Raw genomic sequence first — 24,296 nt, forward strand, 5'->3', positions numbered from 1 at the left:
CCACATAGTTGGTGTTGGTTAAGTGAAGGCGCTTGCCCTATTGGGCAGGTGCCTTTTTCGTTATTATCAGCACATGGCGCGAGTCGGCAAGCGTGGTGGCAAAGATATACGTGTCGCCACCGTCTTTGATCTTCAGCTTCTTGCGCAGGTCTGCCACTGAGAGAGGGAAGTTCCTCACGGTGACGTTTGCCCTGGCAATGCCTGATAGAGCCTGCCGCAACGCCTTCTTGTTGAGCTCCGTAACGGCACACACCTGGAACCGTCTGCCGGGGAAAGCCTCAACGAGACTTTCGGAAAGGAAGAGATGACTGTTTTGAGCCACCTGCGGCATCCCGTATCTCGCCGAAAGCATGGCGAAACAGCCTGCCTTCATTATTGATGCGTTAGGCTCGTAAATCCAACATCCGGGCTGCAGAAGGGCTGAAGGGGAAACGGCAGATGGAGAACTGCATGGAAGCAGAGCACAGATGTCGCCGCCATCGGTATATTCCTCTGAAACATAGTGCCAAGAGCCATCAGCCAGCTGCTGACAGTCAACACAACATACATGCAGCGGAGCACCACCCTGTCTGCCGCCACCAGCAGAGAGCACGAGCAGGAGTTCCTTGCACTCGTTCTTCACGGAGATGATATGCACCTCTGAAACATTGCCGAGGTCTGCCACCGCCTTGTGCCAGTCGAGCATCGGCGACAGCTTCACCACCACATAGTCGGCATGAGCAAGAAGCTCACCCTTGAGCGCCACCACATCCGGTGTGCAGTCGGCGATGGCGAAGGTGCGTCCGCCATGGTCGTCGCGGCGTGCCGGGTCGATGAATATCGTCGTGGCATGGGGCATGTTGAGGAGATATTCCTCGGTGTCGCCACAAACGATTTCCGCATCCTTCACGCCGAGCAGCGGCATGTTGTGGGCCACTACCCTACAGAGCGTCTCCTGCCTCTCCACATACGTCTTGTGGCGGAAGCCTCTCGACATGAAGGAGAAGTCCACTCCGAATCCTCCCGTCAGGTCTACGTGTCTTTCTGCATTGCCGTCAGCCAGACGCTCAGCCAGTCGCTGCTTGTATACGGCAGTAGGCTCCGACGAACATTGTTCCATGGATAGATGCGGCGGGAATACCAGTCCGTCGGTGTCTGCCCATGAAGGCAGTTTCCGTCGTGCCGCCTGCCATCCCGCAATCTGTTCCAGTGCGTATGCCATGTCAACGCCATCGGGTCTTGACTTGAGGGCGAGCTGGCGCACGTCGTCGGTCTTGTGTATGGATATGAACGAGAGGGTCTCGCCGTTGGGTATCAATGTCATATCAATATGTATTCTTGAGTAAACGAAAAGGCTCCGTGCCTTCCCTTTGTGTAGAATGCCCGGAGCCTTGTCTTTGTGTATGTATGCAGTGAAAAGCTATGCCATTATTTCTTCACCACCTTCACCATCTTGCCGTCAGCAGTCTTCACAACGTATATGTTGCCGCTCTGCATCTTGCTCACCTGCTGTCCGCTAACGGTGTAGATCTTGGTAGCGTGGATGTTCTGGTCCATCTTGGTCTCTACTGTAGAGATGCCGTTGGTCACCTTTCCTTCCTTGATGTCAACAGTGTAGCGGGTGATGTTCTTGCTGTCGGCAGAAACCACGGTGATTGTAGCCGTAGAAGCCTTAGGGTCGGTAGAAGAACGCTCTACTCTCTTTGTCACAGTAGCGCCGGCGCCGGCTGTCACCTCAATCATGTCTACAGTCATCTTCTTTGAAGCAGGCACCTTAGAGTAGTAGTATGTTCCAGGTTCGAATCCGTTGATTTCCTGTCCGTCAATCTTGATGGAGCTGAGCTGTGAACTGTACTCGAGTTCCACATCGTCTACATAGAGCTTGTCGTCAGCGCTTCCCTTACCAGGAGTAGCGTTTGTAGAGATGGTCACGAGGATAGCGTTAGGGTCGGCACCGTTGGCGATGTAAGAATCATAGTCGAACGGAATTGTGATCTTCTGCCACTCGTCCTTGCTCTCGATGGTCTTGTTCTGAGCCTTTGCCACTACATTTTTGTATTCTGTTCCCTCTGCCTCTGGATCCTGATACTTCTTGCCGTCGGTGATCACCGCGCTGATTGTGGCATAAGGATAGTCTTTGGCGAGGTCGCCGCCGCCCTGCTGGAACTTCACCCACACGCTGATAGCGTCCGGCTTGGCGTCTACAGTAGCATAGAACGGATCGCCGTTGGCGTCGAGAGCCTCGTTGCTGAAATCGAGGAATGCGTGGTTGCCGGTGTTTGCAGCCTGTGCAGCACCTGCGTTCATCTGTCCTGTAGTGATTGTTCCGTTAGGAATCTGTCCGAAAATAGCCTCTCCTGTTGTGATGAGCACACTCTTCTTTCCTGTAGTTCCGGGACGAGTTTCGTTGCTCTCCTCTGTGTGGACAGCGCTCTTCACCATTGAAGCCAGCGTACCGGTAGCTGTCATGAACGAATGCCATGCGTTTGGCTCCTGGCTTGTTGCAGAACCGGCTGTGGCTGTATGGAATTTCTCGAAGCCAGAGTTAGGAATCTGTCCGATGGTATAGTCTTCGTCGCCGAGAGTGAGCTTCAGCGAGCGTCTGATAGCCTTGAAAGTATCGATGATGAGGTTGCCATAGAACTTGCCGCCGCGGATTTCTCCGTTGAAGTAAGCCTGCAGCTTGCCGCCGTTGAGGGCAGTGTAGCCAGGACCCTGCCAGCTGATATTCGTGTCGTCGCCTTCAACGATTTCGATGTCCTGAACAGAGCGCAGGATGGTATATACGCCGGCGTTTGTCATAGGAACGTTCTCGATAACGATGTTTCCTACTGGCTGCTCCTGCATATAATACTCGTATTTCACGTTCTTGATGGTCACGGTGCATGTGCCGTCGCCGTTTGGCTGAACCTGAACAGTTGATTTAGGATACTTCTTGGATCCGGAACCGGCGTTGATGTCCAACGTGGTCACATAGTCGGTTGCCTGTGCTGTGAGTGCTGCGGCAGCCAGGATGAATGAAGATAATAATTTTTTCATGTGTAGTATTATTTTAACGATTAAATGATTTCTCCATTATTTGTTCATCACCTTCACGGTCTTGCCGTTTGTGAGCTTCAGGATGTTGATGCCGCGCACCATAGAGTTCACGCGCTGTCCGCCGAGAGTATATACGGCAGCCACCTTGGCATTCTGGTCAATGGTGCCGGCAGAGATGCCGTCGGTACCGAAGTTGTTGTCGCCGAATACGGCTTCCACGTCACCCACGCCAGGCACGGTGAGGCTGATGAGAGCATAGAACTTGTCGCCCTTGCTGCGTGAACCTTCCTTCACGGTAACGTCGATCTTGCCGCCGAGCATCTCCTGGATTTCAGCGCCATTGGTGATGGTAGCTGTCTGTGTGGTGGCATAGTTGGTGAATCCCTCTGAGTCGTCGTCGCCCTGAACATCGGTCATGGTAACGTCGCCGATGAGCATTCCTATGAAGCTGAACTGGTTGAGCTTGATGGTGTATTTGCCTTCCTCTGCCTGCTCGGTGATAGTGATGGAAGCCCTGTCTGTGACAGGCTCACCCAGATTGGCAACAGTGATTACGATATTGTCCTCATAAGTTTTCTCGTTGTTTCCTTGTGCCATTGCTCCCATGGCGATCATTGCCATGGCGATAAGAGTAAAAATTTTCTTCATAATAAAAATGATAATGTTTTTAATTTAATGTTTTCCTAAATTATTTTTGCCTTTATTTAATTGTCTTGTCTATTCATCAGAATCCTGACTGCCAATCGGGGAGGAATCTGTCAGCAGAGGTTGCCGCCGCCGGATTGAATACAAGTACAAGGTCATTTCATCCTATACGAAACGCCGACAGTGCCATACACCGGATACATCGTCTGCTCGATGGTATCGAAATTGCCTTTGAATATCCCCGTGAAGCCCCATGAGAGGTCAACGAATATTCCCCAGGAGTGATGGAAATGCCAGTCGGCTCCCACCATCATTCCCCATTGCAGCTTGCGCATACTGTCGGAAAAGTCATAGGTTCCGCGGCTTCCGTCAGTGGTGCCGAGTTCCACTTTCTCTCCCGTAGGGTCGCCCACTCTGAGGTACCCGTCGTAGGCGGCTCCCTTGAAGGTGCGGGTGCGCACATAAGAGAGATAGGGACCAGCCTTGATCTGCCACTTGTCGTTGAAGCGGTAGGTTGCCTGTAGAGGCATGGTGAGCATCCATTGCACAGCCTCCGACTGGTTCTTTCCGGTGAACATACCCTCGAGTTCCTGTCCGCCGCGCACTATCCTCATGTGGTAGTTCTTCACCGTGGCGTCAATGTCCATTCCCTTGTTCTCGAGTCTCAATCCTGTGGTCAGTCCCCATTTGTCTGTCAGCGGCTTGTAGACGCCGAGTCCCAGCATCACGCTCAGCGTCGGTCTGTAGGCATCGAGCGAACGGATAGAGGCCGGCATTCCCATCGGCATCGTTCCACCGATATTGTATCCTGCCCTGAGGTCATATTTCAGGTCATCGAGTATTCCTCCGGCATGAACTGAGAGTGCCGATGCGGCAAGGAGTGCCAGTGATAATATTGTCTTCTTCATTGTTGTCTTTCTTCTTGTTTATCGTAAGAGTTGGTTTCTGCCATGCGGTGCCGTGGCATCAGTCCTCGCAGATGAGTTCGAACTCATCCACATAGAGTGTGCTGCCCACTGCCCCCTGGAAGGTGGCTCCCTCATAGCTCGAGGTGCACACGATGGCAATGCTATATCCATTGGCACGCAGCAGGTCGGGGTCTACCACACCGGTGTATTTGAACTGCAGGTCAAACGGTGTCCATTCGCTGGTGGCGTTTATCTCGCCGATTTCTGCCAGCGCCACGATATATGGATTTGTCTTCACGTCGTTGCCGTTGAGAACGAAAGCCTCTCCGTTGTCGTCGTGGTTGCGATAGAGCACGGCATAGATGTCGCCATGGTCGGTCTTTCCCTCTACCGGCTTTCCTGCCTTGTCCTGATATGTCTCGCCGGGAGCATACTTGTAGTAACCCGTTAATCGCAGCGGCTTCTTGTCGAACGGCAGTCCGAAGCGTGTCGCCGCCATGGTATTGGTGAGAGCAGGCTTGGTGTCGAATTCTCCGATGAAGAGGTTTCCGGCGGCGATGCGCATATTTGACATCACTCCGAAAGGTCCCGTGCTGCGTGTGGTAAGCTTCACGCATCTGCCTCTCACTCCGCCTTCTACGCTCACCGTGGGATAGTCCTCATAAGGTGCCTTGCCCATACTGAGCTTGAATCCGCCGTTACCGGTTGCCCAATCGCGGTATATCTTGCTGTCGCTGCCACGGCTGTAGTCATACCACTGATGGTATTTCTCCGTGCCGTCTCTGTCGATGAAGAAGTCGATGTTCTCAAAGCTGTACTTCAGCGGCAGCAGCTTGGAACCGAAGCCCACGTAATATTCCCTTGTCCACGCACTGTCTTCGGATGTCACGGTGTATTTGTGTCTGGCATTGTTGGAGAAATCGAGTTCCGTACCGCTTGCCGGACTGATGGTGGCGCCGGGTGTGAGCTGGAACTGCGGCGACATCTTGCTGATATCGGCATTGTCTTTCACCTCAAAGGAGATCTGCGAGGTGTTTGAAGGCACGTCGATGCTGGCGTCGGTCTGGTTGTTGAAGACCGCGTCCCAGTTGTCCATCACGACAAACGCCTTCTGTATATCACATTCGGCATTCGGGGCCTCATCCTTAAAACAAGAGGTCAGCATAGTGCAAGCTCCGATTGCTGAAAGGAAATAAATAGAATATTTCATCAAGACTAAAATAATAGTTCACGTGGCATCATGCGCCACGCCTTTGTGTTACAAAAACTTACCCATCTGCAAGTACAGACCATCACAAGCGTGGCTGTCAATTGGCGTATGGATATAATATACCGGGGCAAAGGTACGCTAAAAACCTTTAACTTGCAAGATTTCAGCGTTAAAACGAATAATTTAGACTACTTTTCATTCCAATATATACCATAAAAAACGCCACGAGAAGCCACAAAACGTTGCGCATTATGGAAATTTAAGCGGAAAAAGGACCGAGGGAAAAGTAAAATCATTATATTTGCACGTTAAAAGCAACATTAATTAAACAAATACAAAGCATTTCTTATGAAAATAGCATTGATCGGCTACGGAAAGATGGGCAGGATGATAGAACAGATAGCCAAAGACCGTGGTCACGAAATAGTTTGCGTCATCGACGTTGACAACCAGCAGGATTTCGACAGCGAGGCGTTCAAAAGTGCCGACGTGGCAATAGAATTCACTAACCCTACAGCGGCATACGGCAACTACCTCAAGGCTTTCAGACACAACGTGAAGGTGGTGTCGGGCTCTACGGGATGGATGAAGGAACATGGCGACGACGTGAGGAGGATGTGTTCTGCCGAGGGCGGACAGACACTGTTCTGGGCATCAAACTTCTCTGTCGGCGTGGCGATTTTCTCTGCCGTGAACAGGTATCTCGCCAAGATAATGAACGGATTCCCGCAGTATGACGTGCGCATGGAGGAGACTCACCATATCCACAAGCTCGACGCTCCGAGCGGCACCGCCATCACACTGGCAGAAGAGATAATCAGCGACGTTGACCGCAAGAAGGAATGGGTGAAGGGTGTGCAGAGACTTGCCGACGGCAGCGTGGAGGGCAGCAACGATGTGGCTGCAGACCAGCTCGCCATCGAGAGCATCCGCCGCGATGAGGTGCCGGGAATCCACTCCGTGGTTTACGACAGCGACGCCGACTGCATCACCATAACCCACGACGCCCACTCGCGCAAGGGATTCGCCATGGGAGCGGTGCTCGCGGCAGAATACACCAAGGACCACAGCGGACTGCTGACGATAAGCGACATGTTCAAATTCTGAACCGCCGGCGGAAAAGAAAGACGAAGACAGGACTCTAATGGCCTGTCATAGACCGGACACGAATCGGGATAATAGTATCAACAGAAAGGCGAATCCTGATACTCCGGATAATTGAATCAACAGAAAAAAGATAAATCTTGAAAATTGACAAGAAAATGATTGACAAGGAAAAAGCAAAGCTGAACATGAAAGTGCAATGGGCTAAGTTCATCGGCGTGACCGTGCTATACCTGTTGTTCCTCGTGTGGGTAAAGAGTTGGCTGGGACTCGTTGTAGTGCCATTCATCTTTGACGTTTACATAACGAAGAAAATAAAATGGCAATGGTGGAAAGACGCCGAAGGCCCCACAAGATTCATAATGTCGTGGGTTGACGCACTGGTGTTCGCACTCGTGGCAGTGTATTTCATCAACCAGTTCTTCTTCCAGAACTATGTCATCCCATCATCTTCACTTGAGAAATCACTCCTCACCGGCGACTACCTCTTCGTGAGCAAAGTGAGCTACGGACCCCGCATCCCGGAGACTCCGCTCACCATGCCGCTCACGCAACACACGCTGCCGGTGATAAACACAAAGTCGTACATTGAATGGCCACACTGGGAATACCGCCGCGTCAAAGGACTGGGCAACGTGCAGCTCAACGACATCGTGGTGTTCAACTATCCTGCCGGCGACACCCTGGTGGAAAACTATCCCAACGCCGACTTCTACCGCGACATCTGCTATGCCACAGGCTACCAGCTGCTCGCAAACCAGTATGTGGACCTGAGCAAGATGACACCCCAGCAGAAATACGACTATTTCCAGAAGGTATACAAGACAGGACACGACTATGTGGCTGCATCGCCACAGCAGTTCGGAAACATCATCAGCCGACCCACCGACCGCCGCGAGAACTACGTGAAGCGCTGCGTGGGACTGCCTGGAATGACTCTGCAGATAAAGAACCGCATCGTTTACCTCAACGGCAAGCCGAACAAGGAACCGGAGAATGTGCAGTATACATATAACGTGCAGCTCAACCAGCCTATCAGCGACGACCTGATGAAGGAACTCGGCATCAGCATGGAAGATCTCGGAAGCCTCAACTCCAACGGATACATGCCGCTTACAAAGCGTGCAGCAAAGGCACTCGCCGCCAACAAGACATTGGTGAAGAGCATCAAGCTGGCACCTGAGATGAAGAACGACATCCTGTATCCGCTCGACGCCGTGACAGGATGGACACGCGACAACTACGGACCAATCTGGATTCCGAAGAAGGGAGCTACGGTAAAGCTCGACATGAACAACATCGCCATCTATGAGCGCCCGATACGTGCCTATGAGCACAACAAGCTCGAAGTGAAGGGCGGCAAGATATACATCAACGGAAAACAGACCGACCGCTACACGTTCAAGATGGACTACTACTGGATGATGGGCGACAACCGCCACAACTCTGCCGACTCACGCTACTGGGGATTCGTGCCTGAAGACCACATCGTGGGCAAGCCGATATTCATCTGGTGGTCGAGCGACCCTGACCACAGAGGATTCTCCGGAATAAGATGGAGCAGACTCTTCAGATTCGTTGACAACATAAAATAACACGTTGACGGAATAAAATCCCATACATACAGAGAGAAGACCGCCGGCGGGAGACGCACCCTCTCCCACCGGCGGCAACTCAAGGAAACAGATGAGAAACGCCATAAAGTTCATAATCGCCATCATCATTGCGGGACTGCTCATGATTCTCTTCCGCTGCGTGGCATTCACCATCTATATAGTCCCCAAGACGGGCATAAAGCCATGGCTCGTCGATGGCGACCGTGTGCTGGTGAACAGATGGAGCTATGGACTGAGGACGGGCAGCGACAAGACATTCCCATACAGCCGGTGGTTCCGCAAGCCGGTGGGCAAAGGCGAGCTCGTGGCTTTCAACTATCCGCTCGACACCATGCACACCGTGACGAACAGAAGCGTTCACGCCGCTTTCTGCATGGCAGGACCGGGCGACACCACATACATTGACCACCACCCCATCATTCCGCCGAAGAGATGCCGCATGGTGGAAGTGAAGCCATGGAACATAAAACTCCTCTGCAACACCTACCGTATCCACGAGGGACGGAAGGCGGACATCAAGGACGGGAAACTCATCGTGGACGGAAAGGCGACACGCTACGCCTATTTCTCAAGAAACTATTATTGGATGAGTTCTGTCGACGGCGACACAACGCCGGACAGCAGATATTACGGTTTCGTGCCCGAAGACCACATCATAGGACGCATCGTCATGGTGGTTTATTCCAGAGGCAACAGCGAGTCGTTCTTCGGCAGCTTCAGAAACGCCAGATGGCTGATGCCGCTATAACGGAAACATCCCGCTCATCCACAAAACTCACCCTGAATGACAGCTTTATTATCTTCAACATACTTCGGACCCATACAGTGGTATCAGAAGCTCAACCGCTATGACAGCATATTAATCGAGCAGCACGACAGTTTCGTGAAGCAGACCTACCGCAACCGCTGCATAATAGCGACGGCTAACGGGAGCCAGGCTCTCAGTTTGCCAACATCGCCCGGCAACAAGGACAAAGGCGATGAGGGGATGCCGACGACGGTGAACTCCACCATAATCAGCGACCACGGCAACTGGCGCCACGTACACTGGAACGCATTGAAGAGCGCATACGGTGAGTCGCCTTTCTTCGAATACTATGCCGACGACATCAAACCGTTCTTCACCGGGAAATGGACTGACCTGTATTCCTTCAACATGGACATCTGCCGGAAGATGTGCGAACTGCTCGACATAGAACCGAACATTTCGCTCACAGACCATTATATCAGCAGAGAGGAAGCTTGCGACCTCGGCATCGCGGACTTCCGCGACGCTATCCGGCCCAAGCATCCGTTGCCAGACCCCGACTTCGAACCACGGCGCTATTATCAGGTGTATGAACAGCGCCACGGCTTCCTGCCTAACATGAGTATTATCGACCTGCTCTTCAACATGGGAAACGAGAGCGTGCTATGGTTATAGATATGAGTAAAAGTTGCCCATGTCACTGATTCTTAGTAAAAACAAGAATTTCTGAAAAACTGTCAGATTATCTGGTTTTTTGCTGTAATATACTGACAGACAGATAGTTGACTACCTGGCGATTGTCAGCCAATTGTCTGGATGGTTTGCTGATGAGAGGCTTACTTACAATTATCAGATGAGAAGGAATTCAGGCGACAGAATTGCATACGTTGGCAGAATCCTGAAAACAGGAATATTAGTATTACAATACGAACTTATTGGGCAGACGTCTGACAACAAATCTGCCCATCCGGGGTAAGCACCTTGCCCCACTTGAGAAAGCACCTTGCCCCAGTTGGGCAAGCAGCGTGCCCAATTTTTAACCCAAATCGGTCGTTAGGGCTTGCCTGTATTTTGCTTTTAAAAAGAGTGTTTTTTTGGTGGGGGTTAATAGTTCAATCCGAAGCACCACAGCGGAATGATATTGCCGAAGCCTGTTTCTATATCGTCCTTCACGATATAGCCATTGTCCAAACCTTCTATCTGCTGTTTGCCCTTCTTGCGTCCGCCAATCTCAAAGGTGTACTTGCCAATGACGAAATCGGACTGACGTGAGGCTGTCACCGCATTGCGCACACGCATCTGATTGTAGAAGAATGTCTCGCGCAGATTGCCTATATCGGGCGTACCACCGGCAAGAACCGTCATCAGACTCGGATTGTCAATATATACTTTCTCTATCTTTCCAAGATTGCGTATGCCCGAAGTGTCGTCGCGCAACAGTCCTATCATACCCGACTTCTCAAGATAAGCCAGATAATCGGGTATGCTGTTCTTGCTTGCGCCTATCTCCGACGCCAGACTGTCTGCTACGGGCTTGTATGGAGCCAGGTGCGAGAGGATGGCAAGCAGCTGCTTCAGCTTACGGGCTGTAGAGGCTTTCATGTCGGCATACTGCGGTATGTCCACTTCTATAGTCTGCGTCACCACTTGCTCCATACGCATCGGGAAATCGCCCTGGACGGAGAAGGGATAATAGCCACGACTCATATAGTCGCGGAAGAGTGGCAGCGGATGTTCTACGGCATCAAGCACTGCGCGGTTGCTGAGGATGTCGTCGAGAGTGTAAACCGGACTCTCTATGCCATGGAAGAAAGACAGATACTCTCTGAATGACAAGCCGTACATGAAATAGAGCAAGGCTCGACGGCTGAGGTCGGACTCGCCACGATATATATCGAGCACCGAAGAACCGGTAAAGACGATGTGAAGCGAAGGGTGCATATCATACATCAGTTTCAATTCTCTGCTCCAGCCGCTATACTTGTGTACCTCGTCGATATACAGATGCGTACCACCCTCCTTCACAAACTTATCGGCAAGGTCGTAAAGTTTATGGTCGGCAAAGTACATGTTGTCGGCTGTGATGTAGAGGCTATGGTTTTCGGGCGTGTTCTTTATACGCTGCAATATCATTGTAGACTTGCCGATGCCTCGCGGACCAAGTATTCCCACCAAACGACTATCCCAACTGATATCGTCATACTTATAACGCACGAATGTGGTGGGTGTCTGCTTGAGCAATTCGCGCATGTATTCATAAAGTTTCAATTCTATCATAGCTTGTAGACGTTTGATAACAATGCAAAGATACGAAAAATCCCTCAATGAGGGACGCTTTTGGCTTAAAACGTCCCTCATTGAGGGAAATATTTGGCGAATTTGTCCCTCTTAGAGCTTTTTTACAAGATGCCTTTTGTCCGTTTTAAATCCGCAAAATGCCTTGCCTGCACAATAAATTCCTCAGAAAGGAGTGTTTATCTCAGTTTTTATATTTACCTTTGCCATATATCAGATATTCTTTATCTAAGTTTTCAGCAGCACTTGGACAAGTGGATTTCCTGACCGATGCAAGCATCGGATAATTCTACGTTATCCAATGACTTGCTTTTTTGTAAGATTGCAAGTCTGTTGATTTAAGGTAAAGACAGAAGATAGCGAGACCTGATTTTATCGATGAATACGGGATTTTTTAATCATAAGAAACCATAACATAACAAATATGGATTATATATTTGAGACCAAGATGATGGTGCGCGACTACGAATGCGACATCGAGGGAATAGTAAACAACGCCAACTACCTGCACTACGCCGAACACACAAGACACCTGTTCTTGCAGAAATGCGGACTCAGCTTCGCAGAGATGCACAGAAGAGGAATCGACGCCGTGGTGGCAAGGATGAACCTGCAGTTCAAGACTCCTCTCAGATGCGACGACGAGTTCTTCTCCCGTCTGAACCTCACCAAGGAGGGAATAAAATACGTGTTCCATCAGGACATCTACCGTGCGTCGGACAACAAGATATGCTTCAAGGGAGTGATTGACCTGGTCTGCATCGTTGACGGCAGACTCGCCAACAGTCCCGAATACGACGATGCCTTCAAGGAATATATAAACAAATAAGACGATTCGGATGGATACAGCACAGCAAGAAAGACTCAATGCCCTGACGCTGTCGAGAATGGGATTCTACAATATCCCGGCGATGAGGGAACTGCTCCACAGGGCAGGTTCGTTCACAAACATTGCCGACCATCATGACAACATACTCGACATCGTGCCCGACTGTCCGAAGCGTCTCGCCAACTCGCTTAAAGACATCGCCCCACTGCAGCAGAGAGCGGAGGAGGAACTGGAATATGCGGCTGCCCACGGCATACAGGTGCTGCTGATATCCGACGACGACTATCCGCAGCGGCTGAAAGAGTGCAACGACGCACCGCTCGTACTCTTCTATAAAGGCAATGCCGACCTCAATGCCAAACGGGTGATCAACATCGTGGGAACACGCCACGCCACACAGTATGCCGACGACTGCATACGCAAGTTCATTGCAGACATCAAGGTGTTGTGTCCCGAGATCCTCATTGCCAGCGGACTGGCATACGGTGTGGACATCATGGCGCACAGACACTCGCTGGAAAACGGCATACCCACTGTGGGAGTGCTTGCCCACGGACTCGACAACCTGTATCCGCCACGCCACAGGGAGACGGCAGACAGGATGGTGGGATGCGGTGGACTCCTGACGGAGCATTTCACGAATACCAATGCCGACAAAGTGAACTTCGTGAGGCGCAACCGTATCGTGGCAGGCATGTCAGACGCCACCATACTCGTGGAGAGCGCTGCAAAGGGCGGAGGACTCATCACTTGCTCGCTGGCAAACTCATACAACCGCGACGTTTTCGCATTCCCCGGCAGAATTGGCGACAGCCTCTCTGAAGGATGCAACAAGATTATCCGCAACCGGTCAGCACAGATGGTAATATCGGCGGAATCATTCGTCAGCGACATGGGATGGGAGACTGACGCACAGCTCGCCACAGCCCAGAAGAACGGTATAGAGAGAAGTCTCTTCCCCGAAGTGGAAGGCGACGCAAAGACAATAATCGACGCTCTCGCCAAGAACAACGACCAGCAGATGAACGTGCTTACGGTATCCACGGGATTGCCTATAAACAGGCTCACCGCCCTTCTCTTCGAACTGGAGATGAAGGGAATGGTAAAGGCACTGGCTGGAGGAATGTATCATTTGATTAGTTGACAAGTTAACGAGTTGACAAGGAGACGAGTTGACAAGGAGTAAAGTAGACAAGTAGACAATGAAAATAGGAAACATACAATTTGGAGATCACCCTCTGTTTCTCGCACCGATGGAAGATGTCACCGACATCGGATTCCGTATGCTATGCAAGAGATACGGGGCATCTATGGTATACACCGAGTTCGTGAGCGCAGAGGCTCTCGTAAGATCGGTGAAAAGCACCGTCAACAAACTCACCATCAGCGATGAGGAGCGCCCCGTGGGCATTCAGATTTACGGACGCGACGTGGAGTCGATGGTAGAGGCGGCAAAGATAGTGGAAGACCAGGCACATCCCGACGTGATAGACATCAACTTCGGCTGCCCCGTGAAGAAGGTGGCTGGAAAAGGTGCCGGAGCCGGCATGCTGCAGAACGTGCCGCTGCTGCTCGACATCACGAAAAACGTGGTGAAGGCGGTAAGCACTCCCGTCACGGTGAAGACGCGACTGGGATGGAGCAACGACAACCTCATCATCTGCGACCTCGCCGAACAGCTGCAGGACTGCGGCATACAGGCTCTCACCATACACGGAAGGACGAGGGCACAGATGTATACAGGTTCTGCCGACTGGACGCTGATAGGCGAAGTGAAGAAGAACCCGCGAATTAACATCCCCATCATCGGCAACGGCGACATCACATCGCCGGAGGAAACGAAACGGGCTTTCGAGGAATATGGCGTTGACGCCGTGATGATAGGGCGAGCCACCTTCGGACGGCCATGGATATTCAAGGAGATACGTGACTATCTCGACGGCAAGGAGCCAGACCCCGAGATGACGTTCAACTGGATGCTCGACGTGCTCGAAGAGCAGCTGCGCATCAATGTGGAACGCATCGACGAATACCGCGGCATACTGCACACAAGGCGCCACCTCGCCGCAAGTCCGATATTCAAGGGAATACCAAACTTCCGCCAGACCCGCATCGCCATGCTACGTGCAAACACGATGGACGAACTGATGGGAATCCTCGAAGAACAGAGAAAATAAACCCGAATTCTGTTATCTATTCGGGGCAACCCCGGATAGCTCATAATGCCTATTCGGGGGCAATGATTACACTTCATGCAAATACGCGTCATGATATTGAGAAACGTATATAAAAAGGAGACCACAATATTATGAACATTTCCATGAAAGAATGGATAACGGGCGTTATCCAGAATCATAAGACCGTCGCCGTGCCCGTGATGACGCATCCCGGCATAGAACTGACGGGGAAGAGCGTGAGGGAGGCTTGCTGCGACGGACAGACTCACTTCGAGGCTATCAAGGCTCTCGCCGGGAAATACCCTACGGCGGCAGCCACCGTAATCATGGACCTCACAGTGGAGGCAGAGGCTTTCGGAGCAGACGTACACTTCACCGAGGATGCCGTGCCTGCCGTTATCGGACATCTGCTGAACGATGCCGATGACATAAAGGCTCTCAAGGTGCCGTCGCTGAAGGCTGCCAGAGTGCCTGAATATCTCAAGGCGAACCTGCTCTCGGCAAAGGCAATCAACGACCGTCCGGTGCTGGGCGGATGTATCGGTCCGTTCTCGCTCGCCGGCAGACTCTACGACATGTCGGAGATTATGGTGCTGATATACCAGAACCCCGACGCTGCCCACACGCTGCTGGCAAAATGCACGGAGTTCATACTGAAATACTGCAAGGCGCTGAAGATGACGGGCGTCGACGGAGTGGTGATGGCAGAACCGGCGGCAGGACTGATGTCCGACGACGACTGCAAGCGCTTCTCTTCCGACTACATCAGATATATCGTAGGACAGGTGCAGGACGACTCCTTCAGCATCGTGCTGCACAACTGCGGCAACACTGGCCACTGCACAAAGGCGATGGTGGCTACAGGAGCGGCAGCCTACCATTTCGGCAACAAATGCGACATGCGGCAGGTGATAAAGGATGTGCCGCCGACGGCTCTCGCCATGGGAAACATCGACCCCGTATCGGTGTTCAAGGAGGGCACACCGGAACAGATGTACGAGACGACAACACGACTGCTGCAGGAAATGAAGGAGTATCCCAACTTCGTTCTCTCCAGCGGCTGCGACACACCGCCACACACTCCGATGGAGAACATCGATGCCTTCTTCAAAGCTCTCGACGACTTTGACAAGACCATTTAACCCAAATCGGTCATTAGGGCTTGCCTGGATTTTGTTCTTTTAGAAGAGTGGATTTTGTTTGGCTTTTAATGAGTAATAGCGAGCTATTACGAATTAAAAACAAGCAAAAGACGCCTTATAAAAAACAAAAGACTGCAAGCAGTAAATATAAAATACAATAAACGGCCTAATGACCGTTTTGGGTTTAAGTCATTTTACAGCCTCCAAAACATTGGTTTAGAATGTAGTCATCAGCGCAACTCACATAAAACCCAATCGACCATTAGGCCGTTTTATGTGATATTTTAAACTGCTTGCAGTCTTTTGTCTTTTATAAGGCGCCTTTGCATCCCCTCTACCAACGTTGTCATTTCATGAATACTTTGGGCACGGTTTGGACACAGATCGTGCCCACTTGGGGCAAGCACCGTGCCCCACATGGGCAAGCACCGTGCCCCACATGGGCAAGCACCGTGCCCAATTCTTGTCGGTTTTGTTATCCTTGCCTATGATTGTGAGTCGGCTATTTGGAAACAAAGACCAACCAGAGAAATGACTGTACTTTTATGGGGCTTGCAAAAGTCTTACCAGACAGCACAATAGCTCCGATGATACTTTATGATACTTCTATGATACTTTTCTGTAAAGAATCCAGAAAAGTATCATTACACCTAACTCGTTCAGCTGATGCACTTTAGATACATCCAGCACCCCCGAAAATGATACTTTGGCACTTTTCTTCAGGAAAAAAACATATTGTTATTCCCGGATTTTTCGTTGTGTCTTGATAACATTTCATCGAAAATTCTTGTGTATCTCAAGTATTTTATAGAATTTTGTATAAGAGTCTTACGAACGCTGACTGACACGGGATGGCATATACGCCACTAAAATCCTATAAATCAACGGAGTAACGGACTCGACAAATGTATAATCATCTAAAAACAATTCCGCCTACGGGTTAACATTAACAATACAACCATTATGAGAGTAGGATTATTCGTCCCCTGCTATGTGGACGCCCTGTATCCAGAGGCTGGTGTAGCCACATACAAGTTGCTCAAGCACTACGGACTTGACGTGGAGTATCCTGAGCGGCAGACATGCTGTGGACAACCGATGGCAAACGCCGGTTTCCAGGACAAGTCGATGAAAGTGATTGAGTCTTTTGATGAACTTTTCAAAGACTATGACTACATCGTCGCCCCTTCTGCATCGTGCGCCGCATACGTGAAAGTCTATTATCCCAAAATTCTGAAGGGCAAGCACGAGTGTGTCTCTTCAGGCAAAATCATGGATATAGTGGAGTTCCTCCACGACGTGCTGAAGGTGAAGGAGGTGCCGGGAAAGTTCCCCCACCCTGTCAGCGTGCATAACAGCTGCCACGGAGTGAGAGAGCTGAACCTGTCGTCGCCCTCGGAATGCAACGTCAAGCCATTCAACAAGATTATCGACCTCTTGCAGCTCGTCGACGGCATCACCATCCATGAGCCGGAAAGAAAGGACGAGTGCTGCGGCTTCGGCGGTATGTTCTCCATCGAGGAGCCTGCCGTTTCCACCCGTATGGGAGAAGAGAAGATAAAGAGACACATCGCCACCGGGGCGGAATATGTCACGGGACCCGACTCTTCGTGTCTCATGCACATGGCTGGCATCGCCAAGAAAGAGAAGATGCCTATCAAATTCATTCACGTAGTCCAGATATTAGCAGCAGGGTTATGAGCACAATACATTCCAAGAGAGCCGCCCGCTTTGTGGCGGATGCAGAGAAGACCAGTTGGCACGACGCCACCTTCTGGTCGGTGAGAGAGAAGCGCGACAAGATGGCACAGCAACTGCCGGAGTGGGAAGACCTGCGCGAGCATGCCTCGCAGATAAAGAAGCACACCATCACTCATCTGGCGGATTATCTGGAGCAGTTCTCGAACTCTCTGGAGAGCCGCGGAGTGAAGGTGCATTGGGCGAAGGATGCCACGGAGTTCAACGAGACAGTACTTTCCATTCTGCAGAGCCACGGTGTGACAAAGATGGTGAAGTCGAAGTCGATGCTCACCGAAGAGTGCGAGATGAACCCCTATCTGGAACAGCACGGCATCGATGTGGTGGAGACCGACCTCGGCGAGCGTATCATCCAGCTCCTGCATCAGAAGCCGAGCCATATCGTGATGCCTGCCATCCACCTCAAACGCGAGGAAGTGGGCAGGATGTTCGAGGAGAAGGGAATATCGAAGGAGAAAGGAAACTACGACCCTACTTATCTCACCCATTGCGCCCGTCTCCATCTGCGCGACCAGTTCATGCAGGCTGGTGCCGGCATGACGGGATGCAACTTCGGCGTGGCTGCCACCGGCGACTGCGTGGTATGCACCAACGAGGGCAATGCCGACATGACAACATCAATGCCTAAGCTGCATATCGTGGCGATGGGAATCGAGAAACTGGTGCCCGACTACAAGTCGCTTGCCGTCTTCCAGCGCTTGCTCTGCCGCAGCGCCACAGGACAGCCCACCACAGCCTTCACATCCCACTTCCGCCAGGCACGTCCCGGAGCAGAGATGCACGTGGTGCTCGTGGACAACGGCAGGAGCGATATGCTGGCTGACACCGAACACTGGCAGACGCTGAAATGTATGCGCTGCGGTGCCTGCATCAACACCTGTCCGGTATACCGCCGTTCGGGAGGCTACAGCTATACGTATTTCATCCCAGGTCCTGTGGGTGTGAACCTCGGCATGCTGCGCGACCCACGGAAATACAGCGACAACGTTTCGGCATGCACTCTCTGTCTCTCTTGCGACAATGTATGCCCGTCGAAGGTAGGACCTGGTTCGCAGATATACGTATGGCGACAGAGTCTGGAGAAACTGGGAAAAGCCGACAAACTGAAGAAGGCGATGTCGGCAGGTATGGAATATCTGTTCGACCGCCCTGCCCTCTTCACCACAGCCTTGAAATTCGCTCCGCTCGCCAACTATGTTCCTGACTGCCTCACCAACATCGGCAACATCAACGCATGGGGTATCGGACACGCCATGCCTGAATTCGCAAAGAAATCATTCCATGAACTGTGGAAGGAAGGAAAAGTGAAGTAAAAGAAGGATTCATTTGAAAAAAGTATGAAGAAAGAAGATTTTTTGAATAAGTTGCGCCAGAACACGCACTTTCAATACGATATGCCAAAGGAGGAGATAAAAGGCATCGAATACGAAGACACCTTTGAACAGTTCGTCAGGATGACCGAAACGGTAGGCGGCCATGTCATCAACGATGTCCGGAAGGATGCCGACCTCAATGAACTGGTGCGCAGAGCTTATCCTGACGCTAAAGTGTTCTGCTCTAATCTAAAGGGAATAACGCTGGAGGGACTGAAAGGCGGCAATGATTCCACAGCCTTAGAACTTCGTAATCCGGATACCGTGGCAGAGGCAAACGATCTGAACGGCACCGATGTAGCCATTGTGCAAGGCACGGTGGGAGTTGCCGAAAACGGCTGTATATGGATTCCGCAGACGATGAAGGAGAAAGCATTGCTTTTCATCTCCGAGTATCTCGTAATAGTGCTCAACAGGAAGAACATCGTCAACAACATGCACGATGCCTATGACCGCATCGGGATGGATGACCGGTACAATTTCGGAACGTTCATCAGCGGTCCGTCAAAGACTGCCGACATCGAGCAGGCTCTTGTAATCGGTGCACAGGCAGCCCGCGGAGTCACCGTGGTGCTGGTGGACGAATAAGTATTTTGACACTAATCCCAAACCGGGCCTTATTGGGGGAGGGTAACAAAAGCAGAATGTTGGTTTTATGGGGTTGGCATCCAACCGTCATAAAACCAACATTCTTTATAATCCTATCTTATATTTTCCGTGCTACTATCTTATCAGTTGCCGTTGAAAAACACATAGAGGGCTATCATCACCACGGCAAGCGACACCCATGCTATGATGACGCTCCTTGCCGGTTTTTCATTCACAGCCACGATGACGTGTTTCTCGTTGGCATTCATGTCATACAGACTTACCACTATCATCATCGCTACCAGACCGATGAAGATGAAGAACGAGAGGAGCATGAAATGCACCATCTCAGAAAATCCCGGTATCACCCAAAGATAGAGTATTCCTGTGCCGATGCTGAGCACCGTGCCGAACGTCAGCGTCATGTTGGCGGCAAGTGTGGTGCAGCGCTTCCAGAACACTCCCATCAGGAACACTGCCGCCATCGGCGGAGCGATGAAGCTGAGCACAGACTGGAACACATTGAACAGGTCCATACCCTTGATGCCGTCTACGGCAACCGTGATGACGATAGACACCAAGGCACCGAGAACGGTAACGACACGTCCCGTCTTGCGGATTTCTTCGGGAGATGCCTTCGGACGGATGTTCTTTACATAAATGTCCATGGTGAACACCGTACTCAAGGCATTCAGGGCAGAGCCGATAGTACTTATCAGAGCCGCCGTAAGCACGGCGAGCACCAATCCCACCATACCGGCAGGGAAAAGCTCATAGACAAGCTTTAAATAGGCATCATCGGCATTTACCTGCACATTACCGAAGAATCCTGTCTTGACCATGGCGAAGCATACCACTCCGGGAAGGATGTATATCGCTACATCCAGAATCTTCAGCCAGCCGGTGAAATTGGCTCCCCGCTGTCCTTCGCTCAGGTTGCGCGCTGCAAGCACCGGCTGCACCATAGACTGGTCGGTACACCAGAACCACACACCCATGATGGGATAGCCGAGGATGATAGGCAGCCACGGATAACCGGGGTCGGTATTAGGACGGAAAAGGTTCCAATAGTCTGACGGCACCACATCGGGATTGGCAAGCACCGCTATGCCATGAGAGAAAGACTCGCCGCCGAGCTTCCATATTCCCACTACCGTAAGCGTTGCCGACACGATGATGAGCAGCACCATCTGATAAACGTTGGTGTAGGCAACGGCTTTCAGTCCGCCGAGCATAGTGAAAAACGCTGATATGGCGAGAAGCAGCATTGCCGAGAGCCACATCGGCATGCCGAACACCTGGCGGATTATGATTCCTCCGGCAAAGAGCGTGAGGGCAAGCCAAGAGATGAGTATCGTCACTATGGTATACCATGCCAGGATATTGCGTGTGGAGTCGCCGAAACGCAGTCCCATAAACTCCGGCAGCGTGGAGATGCCGGTGCCAAGATATCGTGGAGCGAACACGAAGGCGAGCAGGGCGATGAAGACGAAGGCGTACCATGCGTAGTTGCCAGACACGATGCCGGTGGAGAAACCGGCACTGGCTGATGCGATGAGCATCGACGGACCGACATTGGTGCCCCACATGGAGAAACCGATGTGGTGCCAGCGCAGAGAGCGGCTGGCAAGAAACATGTTTCCGCTTTTCTTTGCCTTAGAGCTTGCCCACATTCCTATGGCAATGAGCACCACAAAGTAAGCGACAAGGATTATCCAATCAAGTGCATCAAGATTTTGAGTATTCATAGGTTTTGTAGTTTTAAACCCATCCGGCTCCCATCGGGGATGGCAAGGGTGGGTCTTATTGTTTTATTCGTTTTATTTCCTATCTGTATTCGTCTTATTTTCCCATCAGCTCCTTGGCTACGGCAACGGCAGAGTTTGCGTTGTCGCTATAGCCGTCGGCACCGATTTCGTCAGCGAAGTTTTGTGTTACGGGAGCACCACCAACCATCACTTTCACGTTCTGGCGTATTCCGGCATCTTCAAGAGCCTGGATAACATCCTTCATATATGTCATGGTGGTTGTAAGCAGCGCACTCATGCAGAGAATGTCGGCATTATAGTCTTTTACAGCCTCAACGAACTTCTCGCTCGGCACATCGATGCCGATGTTCTTAACCTCGAAGCCGCAACCCTCGAGCATAGAGGCAACGAGATTCTTGCCTATGTCGTGGAGATCGCCCTTCACGGTTCCTATCACTATCCTGCCCAGCGTAGTGGATGCCTGTCCGGCGAGCAGCGGCTTCAGAATCTCAAGAGCCGCCTTCATGGCACGTCCTGCCATCAGCAGCTGTGGCACGAAGGCTTTACCGTCCTGGAAGCGTTGTCCCACCTCACTCATGGCGCGTATCATCTGACCGTTTATGATGTCCTGCGGAGCCACGCCTTCATCAAGAGCACGTTTGGTGGCATCGGCAGCCTTGTCGCCTTTGCCGGCGAGGATTGCCTCAAAGACTTCCTCTGCAGCATTGCTCTCCGGCTTGGATGTGGCTACAGGGGCGGCATCGTGGTCGATGCCGCAGGAGCATTTCTTCTCTTTCACAGGAGCGCTAGAACCTCTAGAAATGCTAGAAAAGCTAGAAATTCTAGAAAGACTAGAATCACTAGAAACGCTAGAATTTCCAGCCCCTCCAGGATAGTGAGGAGTGATGAACAATCCTTCTATCGGCTGCACGAGCTTTGCTATCTCACGGATATGCAAATCGTCAGTACCGCAGCATCCACCAACCACGTTCAGCAGATGAGCCTCAACGATTGGCCATATCTCGGCCTGCATCATCTTTGGAGTGTCGAGGTAGTGACCGTGTTCGTCCGGCAATCCCGCATTCGGGAACATACTTATATAATAGCCGGTCTCGGCAGCCATACGCTGGATGATAGGAGCCATCTTGGCGGCATTGAGCGAACAGTTAAGTCCTACGCTGAACACGCTGTCGTCATTAAGACTCTTGACAAAGTCCACTACCGACTGTCCGAGCATGTTGTGTCCATCCTCGCTTGCCACAGTGAAGCTCATCATTATAGGCAGACGGAAGCCTTTCTTCAGCATCACTTCCTTGCAGCACCGCAAGGCCACCTTGGCATTCTCTATGTCGAATATTGTCTCTATAAGCACGGCATCCACGCCGCCGTCTATCAAAGCCTCTATCTGCTCATAGTAGGCATCATGAAGGATATCTTCGTTGAACTCCGCACTTTCTCCGATAGACAGGGTCTTGCTTGTAGGACCGACACTACCAAGCACATAACGGGGCTTACGCGGATTCATCAATGTATAGGCATCAGCCTCTTTCCTTGCCAGTCGGGCAGCTTCAAGGTTTATCTCCCTTGCATAGTCCTGCAGATGCTTGTCGGCAAGCGAGACGCGCTGTGAATTGAACGTATTCGTGGTGATGAGGTCTGAACCTGCTTCAAGGAAACGGCGGTGCATACTTGTCACAATCTCCGGATAAGTAAGAGCAAGCAGGTCGTTTGTTCCACGGACCTCCCCGTCGAAGTCTTTGAATCTCTCCCCACGGAACTCCTCTTCTGTGAGCTTATACTGCTGGATGGTGGTTCCTGTAGCACCGTCGAGAACGAATATCCTTTCCTTTGCCACGACATCCATCGACGGTCTGCCGAGAGTAGCAGCCTTGAGAGGCAGGGCTTTCATCTTGTCGTCAGCGGCAGAAGCGGAATTGGCATCCCCGCTTTCTATCTTGTCGATGATAGCCATCACCTCCTCGTCGGGAGTCATGGTCTTGTTGATACGGATAGTGTTGTCGGCGGCTTCCGGCTCGTCGGCACTCTCCTGGTATTCCTCTACTATGCGCAATGCCTTCTCCACCTCGTCCTCGTTGTGGAAATCCATCTCGATATGCACTCCGTCGCCACCGATATTGTCGAGCAGCGGACGCAGTTCGTCGAGGGTCACCCAGCATGCCATGATGCTTTTTCCTCCTGCAAGAATCTTCTTGTAGAGGTCATACCACTTGGGCGATCCGCCCTGTGGCTCTCCCACTCCCGGCGTCCACTGTATGGCGTTGAGCTCTTCTATCTCAAGCAGGGCTGGCAGATGGTGCATTGCCCCCACACCGTCGAGATGATACAGCGTGTAGTCTATCTTCTGACACTGCTGACGGATGAAGGGCTGCACAAAGCGGCGGTAATCCTCCACGCTGATCATCGTGGAGATGTCGCTCTGCAGCTTTGTCATCTTTCCAGGTGCCCACGATGAGAAATAGCAGAATGCCATCTCGTCGCCCTCGCGGATAATGTCGTACAGTTCGTCGAAGACCTGGAAGTATATGTCGTTTATCTGCTGCATCTGCCGCTCCAGCACTTCAGGTTGCATCACGGTGTCGAGCAGCACCTTGTCGGTGCCCTTCATGGCGGCGAGCACATCCATGCCTTCCATCAGGTCGGGCATGCCCACATAGTAGTTGCCTTTGGCTTTCTTCTTGCAGGCACGCAGCAGATCCTTGTGAAGCTGCCAGTTCTTGTTGGCAGGGTCGTTGATGTCGAACTTTATGTCGTCGGTGTAGTTGGGGTCCGGATGTATCCAGATGGTATCCTCTCCGCCCTCAAACACGCCGCCGAGGATGGCTGCAAGCGAACCGGGACCGAGCTGCGTGTTGGCAACAGGCAGCATGTCGGCTTTCATCGAACTGTGTGCCACATACCAGTCGAGATATTCGGCACGCCATTCCGGGTCGAACCATTTCTGGTCGAGCGACTTCGGTGCCGGCGGCATGGGCACGTCGGCATGGGGCTTGACGCCTTCCTGGAAGTGTTCCCACATATTGAGCACGATGCCCTTATGGTTCCACCAGTCTATATAGTGTTTCTTGGTTTCTTCTAAATTGGGTTTCCACATAATTGTTATGATTTATAATTTTCTT

Annotated in this window: 18 protein-coding genes and 1 pseudogene; 11 read left to right on the plus strand and 8 right to left on the minus strand. The window is 51.5% G+C overall.

All coding sequences use genetic code 11. The annotated features are described in order from the left end of the window. Positions 1-37 precede the first annotated feature (37 nt). The 5 genes from ACDC99_RS10430 to ACDC99_RS10450 form a co-directional block, all read right to left on the minus strand. Positions 38-1,303: a class I SAM-dependent methyltransferase gene (locus ACDC99_RS10430; protein ID WP_022317394.1), complete on the minus strand. Its 1,266-nt coding sequence runs from the start codon at positions 1,301-1,303 to the stop codon at positions 38-40. A 104-nt stretch (positions 1,304-1,407) separates the two neighbouring features. After that, positions 1,408-3,018: a calycin-like domain-containing protein gene (locus ACDC99_RS10435; RefSeq protein ID WP_370756711.1), complete on the minus strand. Its 1,611-nt coding sequence runs from the start codon at positions 3,016-3,018 to the stop codon at positions 1,408-1,410. Positions 3,019-3,054: 36 nt separating this feature from the next. Further along, on the minus strand, positions 3,055-3,666 hold the full coding sequence (locus ACDC99_RS10440) for a calycin-like domain-containing protein (RefSeq protein WP_278841170.1): 612 nt from the start codon (positions 3,664-3,666) through the stop codon (positions 3,055-3,057). A gap of 152 nt (positions 3,667-3,818) precedes the next feature. Continuing rightward, positions 3,819-4,571, minus strand: coding sequence for a porin family protein (locus tag ACDC99_RS10445; RefSeq protein ID WP_044072931.1), 753 nt, complete (start codon positions 4,569-4,571; stop codon positions 3,819-3,821). 58 nt (positions 4,572-4,629) lie between these two features. Then, complete coding sequence (locus ACDC99_RS10450; RefSeq protein WP_370756712.1) at positions 4,630-5,781, minus strand: PCMD domain-containing protein; 1,152 nt, start codon at positions 5,779-5,781, stop codon at positions 4,630-4,632. Positions 5,782-6,129: 348 nt separating this feature from the next. Between ACDC99_RS10450 and dapB the strand changes: the two genes are divergently transcribed. From dapB to ACDC99_RS10470, 4 genes are all read left to right on the plus strand, one after another. Next, a complete protein-coding gene (dapB, locus tag ACDC99_RS10455) occupies positions 6,130-6,888 on the plus strand; it encodes a 4-hydroxy-tetrahydrodipicolinate reductase (RefSeq protein WP_022316102.1) in 759 nt (252 codons plus the stop codon). A 155-nt stretch (positions 6,889-7,043) separates the two neighbouring features. Further along, entirely contained in the window at positions 7,044-8,480 is a 1,437-nt protein-coding gene (gene lepB, locus ACDC99_RS10460; RefSeq protein WP_022316103.1) for a signal peptidase I, read from the plus strand. Between the two features lie 91 nt (positions 8,481-8,571). Further along, positions 8,572-9,249 (plus strand): S26 family signal peptidase, encoded by a 678-nt coding sequence (locus ACDC99_RS10465; RefSeq protein ID WP_022316104.1) that lies wholly within the window; start codon positions 8,572-8,574, stop codon positions 9,247-9,249. Between the two features lie 36 nt (positions 9,250-9,285). Beyond that, entirely contained in the window at positions 9,286-9,924 is a 639-nt protein-coding gene (locus tag ACDC99_RS10470; RefSeq protein WP_022316105.1) for a WbqC family protein, read from the plus strand. Positions 9,925-10,353: 429 nt separating this feature from the next. Here ACDC99_RS10470 and ACDC99_RS10475 read toward each other — a convergent pair whose 3' ends face one another. Further along, positions 10,354-11,526 (minus strand): ATP-binding protein, encoded by a 1,173-nt coding sequence (locus ACDC99_RS10475; RefSeq protein ID WP_303221729.1) that lies wholly within the window; start codon positions 11,524-11,526, stop codon positions 10,354-10,356. 442 nt (positions 11,527-11,968) lie between these two features. Here ACDC99_RS10475 and ACDC99_RS10480 point away from each other — a divergent pair, with 442 nt between their 5' ends. The 7 genes from ACDC99_RS10480 to ACDC99_RS10510 all read left to right on the plus strand — a co-directional run bounded on the left by ACDC99_RS10480 (position 11,969) and on the right by ACDC99_RS10510 (position 19,411). Next, positions 11,969-12,373 (plus strand): acyl-CoA thioesterase, encoded by a 405-nt coding sequence (locus ACDC99_RS10480; RefSeq protein ID WP_022317473.1) that lies wholly within the window; start codon positions 11,969-11,971, stop codon positions 12,371-12,373. 10 nt (positions 12,374-12,383) lie between these two features. Continuing rightward, positions 12,384-13,517: a DNA-processing protein DprA gene (dprA, locus tag ACDC99_RS10485; protein ID WP_022317474.1), complete on the plus strand. Its 1,134-nt coding sequence runs from the start codon at positions 12,384-12,386 to the stop codon at positions 13,515-13,517. A gap of 58 nt (positions 13,518-13,575) precedes the next feature. Continuing rightward, positions 13,576-14,550: a tRNA dihydrouridine synthase DusB gene (dusB, locus tag ACDC99_RS10490; RefSeq protein WP_044065649.1), complete on the plus strand. Its 975-nt coding sequence runs from the start codon at positions 13,576-13,578 to the stop codon at positions 14,548-14,550. Between the two features lie 128 nt (positions 14,551-14,678). Further along, entirely contained in the window at positions 14,679-15,692 is a 1,014-nt protein-coding gene (locus ACDC99_RS10495) for a uroporphyrinogen decarboxylase family protein (RefSeq protein ID WP_370756924.1), read from the plus strand. Positions 15,693-16,655: 963 nt separating this feature from the next. Beyond that, complete coding sequence (locus ACDC99_RS10500; protein ID WP_022317477.1) at positions 16,656-17,393, plus strand: (Fe-S)-binding protein; 738 nt, start codon at positions 16,656-16,658, stop codon at positions 17,391-17,393. Then, positions 17,390-18,763 (plus strand): lactate utilization protein B, encoded by a 1,374-nt coding sequence (locus ACDC99_RS10505; RefSeq protein WP_370756713.1) that lies wholly within the window; start codon positions 17,390-17,392, stop codon positions 18,761-18,763. The genes ACDC99_RS10500 and ACDC99_RS10505 overlap by 4 nt, the downstream gene beginning before the upstream one ends. A 24-nt stretch (positions 18,764-18,787) precedes the next feature. Beyond that, the gene (locus ACDC99_RS10510) at positions 18,788-19,411 is read left to right on the plus strand and encodes a LutC/YkgG family protein (protein WP_044072938.1); all 624 of its coding nucleotides are present in this window, start codon (positions 18,788-18,790) and stop codon (positions 19,409-19,411) included. Positions 19,412-19,554: 143 nt separating this feature from the next. On the opposite strand, the gene ACDC99_RS10515 is transcribed toward ACDC99_RS10510, so the two are convergent. Continuing rightward, on the minus strand, positions 19,555-21,159 hold the full coding sequence (locus ACDC99_RS10515) for a sodium:solute symporter (RefSeq protein WP_370756714.1): 1,605 nt from the start codon (positions 21,157-21,159) through the stop codon (positions 19,555-19,557). 94 nt (positions 21,160-21,253) lie between these two features. Beyond that, positions 21,254-24,268: pseudogene (locus tag ACDC99_RS10520) on the minus strand (homocysteine S-methyltransferase family protein); the annotation flags it as partial. Positions 24,269-24,296 lie beyond the last annotated feature (28 nt).

Source organism: Prevotella pectinovora (assembly GCF_041323955.1).
Taxonomy (GTDB): Bacteria; Bacteroidota; Bacteroidia; order Bacteroidales; family Bacteroidaceae; genus Prevotella; species Prevotella pectinovora.

Bases quoted from the DNA above. Each gene is read 5' to 3' on its own strand.
- ACDC99_RS10430 (WP_022317394.1), bottom strand. From the start codon at position 1,303: ATGACATTGATACCCAACGGCGAGACCCTCTCGTTCATATCCATACAC.
- ACDC99_RS10435 (WP_370756711.1), bottom strand. From the start codon at position 3,018: ATGAAAAAATTATTATCTTCATTCATCCTGGCTGCCGCAGCACTCACA.
- ACDC99_RS10440 (WP_278841170.1), bottom strand. From the start codon at position 3,666: ATGAAGAAAATTTTTACTCTTATCGCCATGGCAATGATCGCCATGGGA.
- ACDC99_RS10445 (WP_044072931.1), bottom strand. From the start codon at position 4,571: ATGAAGAAGACAATATTATCACTGGCACTCCTTGCCGCATCGGCACTC.
- ACDC99_RS10450 (WP_370756712.1), bottom strand. From the start codon at position 5,781: ATGAAATATTCTATTTATTTCCTTTCAGCAATCGGAGCTTGCACTATG.
- dapB (WP_022316102.1), top strand. From the start codon at position 6,130: ATGAAAATAGCATTGATCGGCTACGGAAAGATGGGCAGGATGATAGAA.
- lepB (WP_022316103.1), top strand. From the start codon at position 7,044: ATGATTGACAAGGAAAAAGCAAAGCTGAACATGAAAGTGCAATGGGCT.
- ACDC99_RS10465 (WP_022316104.1), top strand. From the start codon at position 8,572: ATGAGAAACGCCATAAAGTTCATAATCGCCATCATCATTGCGGGACTG.
- ACDC99_RS10470 (WP_022316105.1), top strand. From the start codon at position 9,286: ATGACAGCTTTATTATCTTCAACATACTTCGGACCCATACAGTGGTAT.
- ACDC99_RS10475 (WP_303221729.1), bottom strand. From the start codon at position 11,526: ATGATAGAATTGAAACTTTATGAATACATGCGCGAATTGCTCAAGCAG.
- ACDC99_RS10480 (WP_022317473.1), top strand. From the start codon at position 11,969: ATGGATTATATATTTGAGACCAAGATGATGGTGCGCGACTACGAATGC.
- dprA (WP_022317474.1), top strand. From the start codon at position 12,384: ATGGATACAGCACAGCAAGAAAGACTCAATGCCCTGACGCTGTCGAGA.
- dusB (WP_044065649.1), top strand. From the start codon at position 13,576: ATGAAAATAGGAAACATACAATTTGGAGATCACCCTCTGTTTCTCGCA.
- ACDC99_RS10500 (WP_022317477.1), top strand. From the start codon at position 16,656: ATGAGAGTAGGATTATTCGTCCCCTGCTATGTGGACGCCCTGTATCCA.
- ACDC99_RS10505 (WP_370756713.1), top strand. From the start codon at position 17,390: ATGAGCACAATACATTCCAAGAGAGCCGCCCGCTTTGTGGCGGATGCA.
- ACDC99_RS10510 (WP_044072938.1), top strand. From the start codon at position 18,788: ATGAAGAAAGAAGATTTTTTGAATAAGTTGCGCCAGAACACGCACTTT.
- ACDC99_RS10515 (WP_370756714.1), bottom strand. From the start codon at position 21,159: ATGAATACTCAAAATCTTGATGCACTTGATTGGATAATCCTTGTCGCT.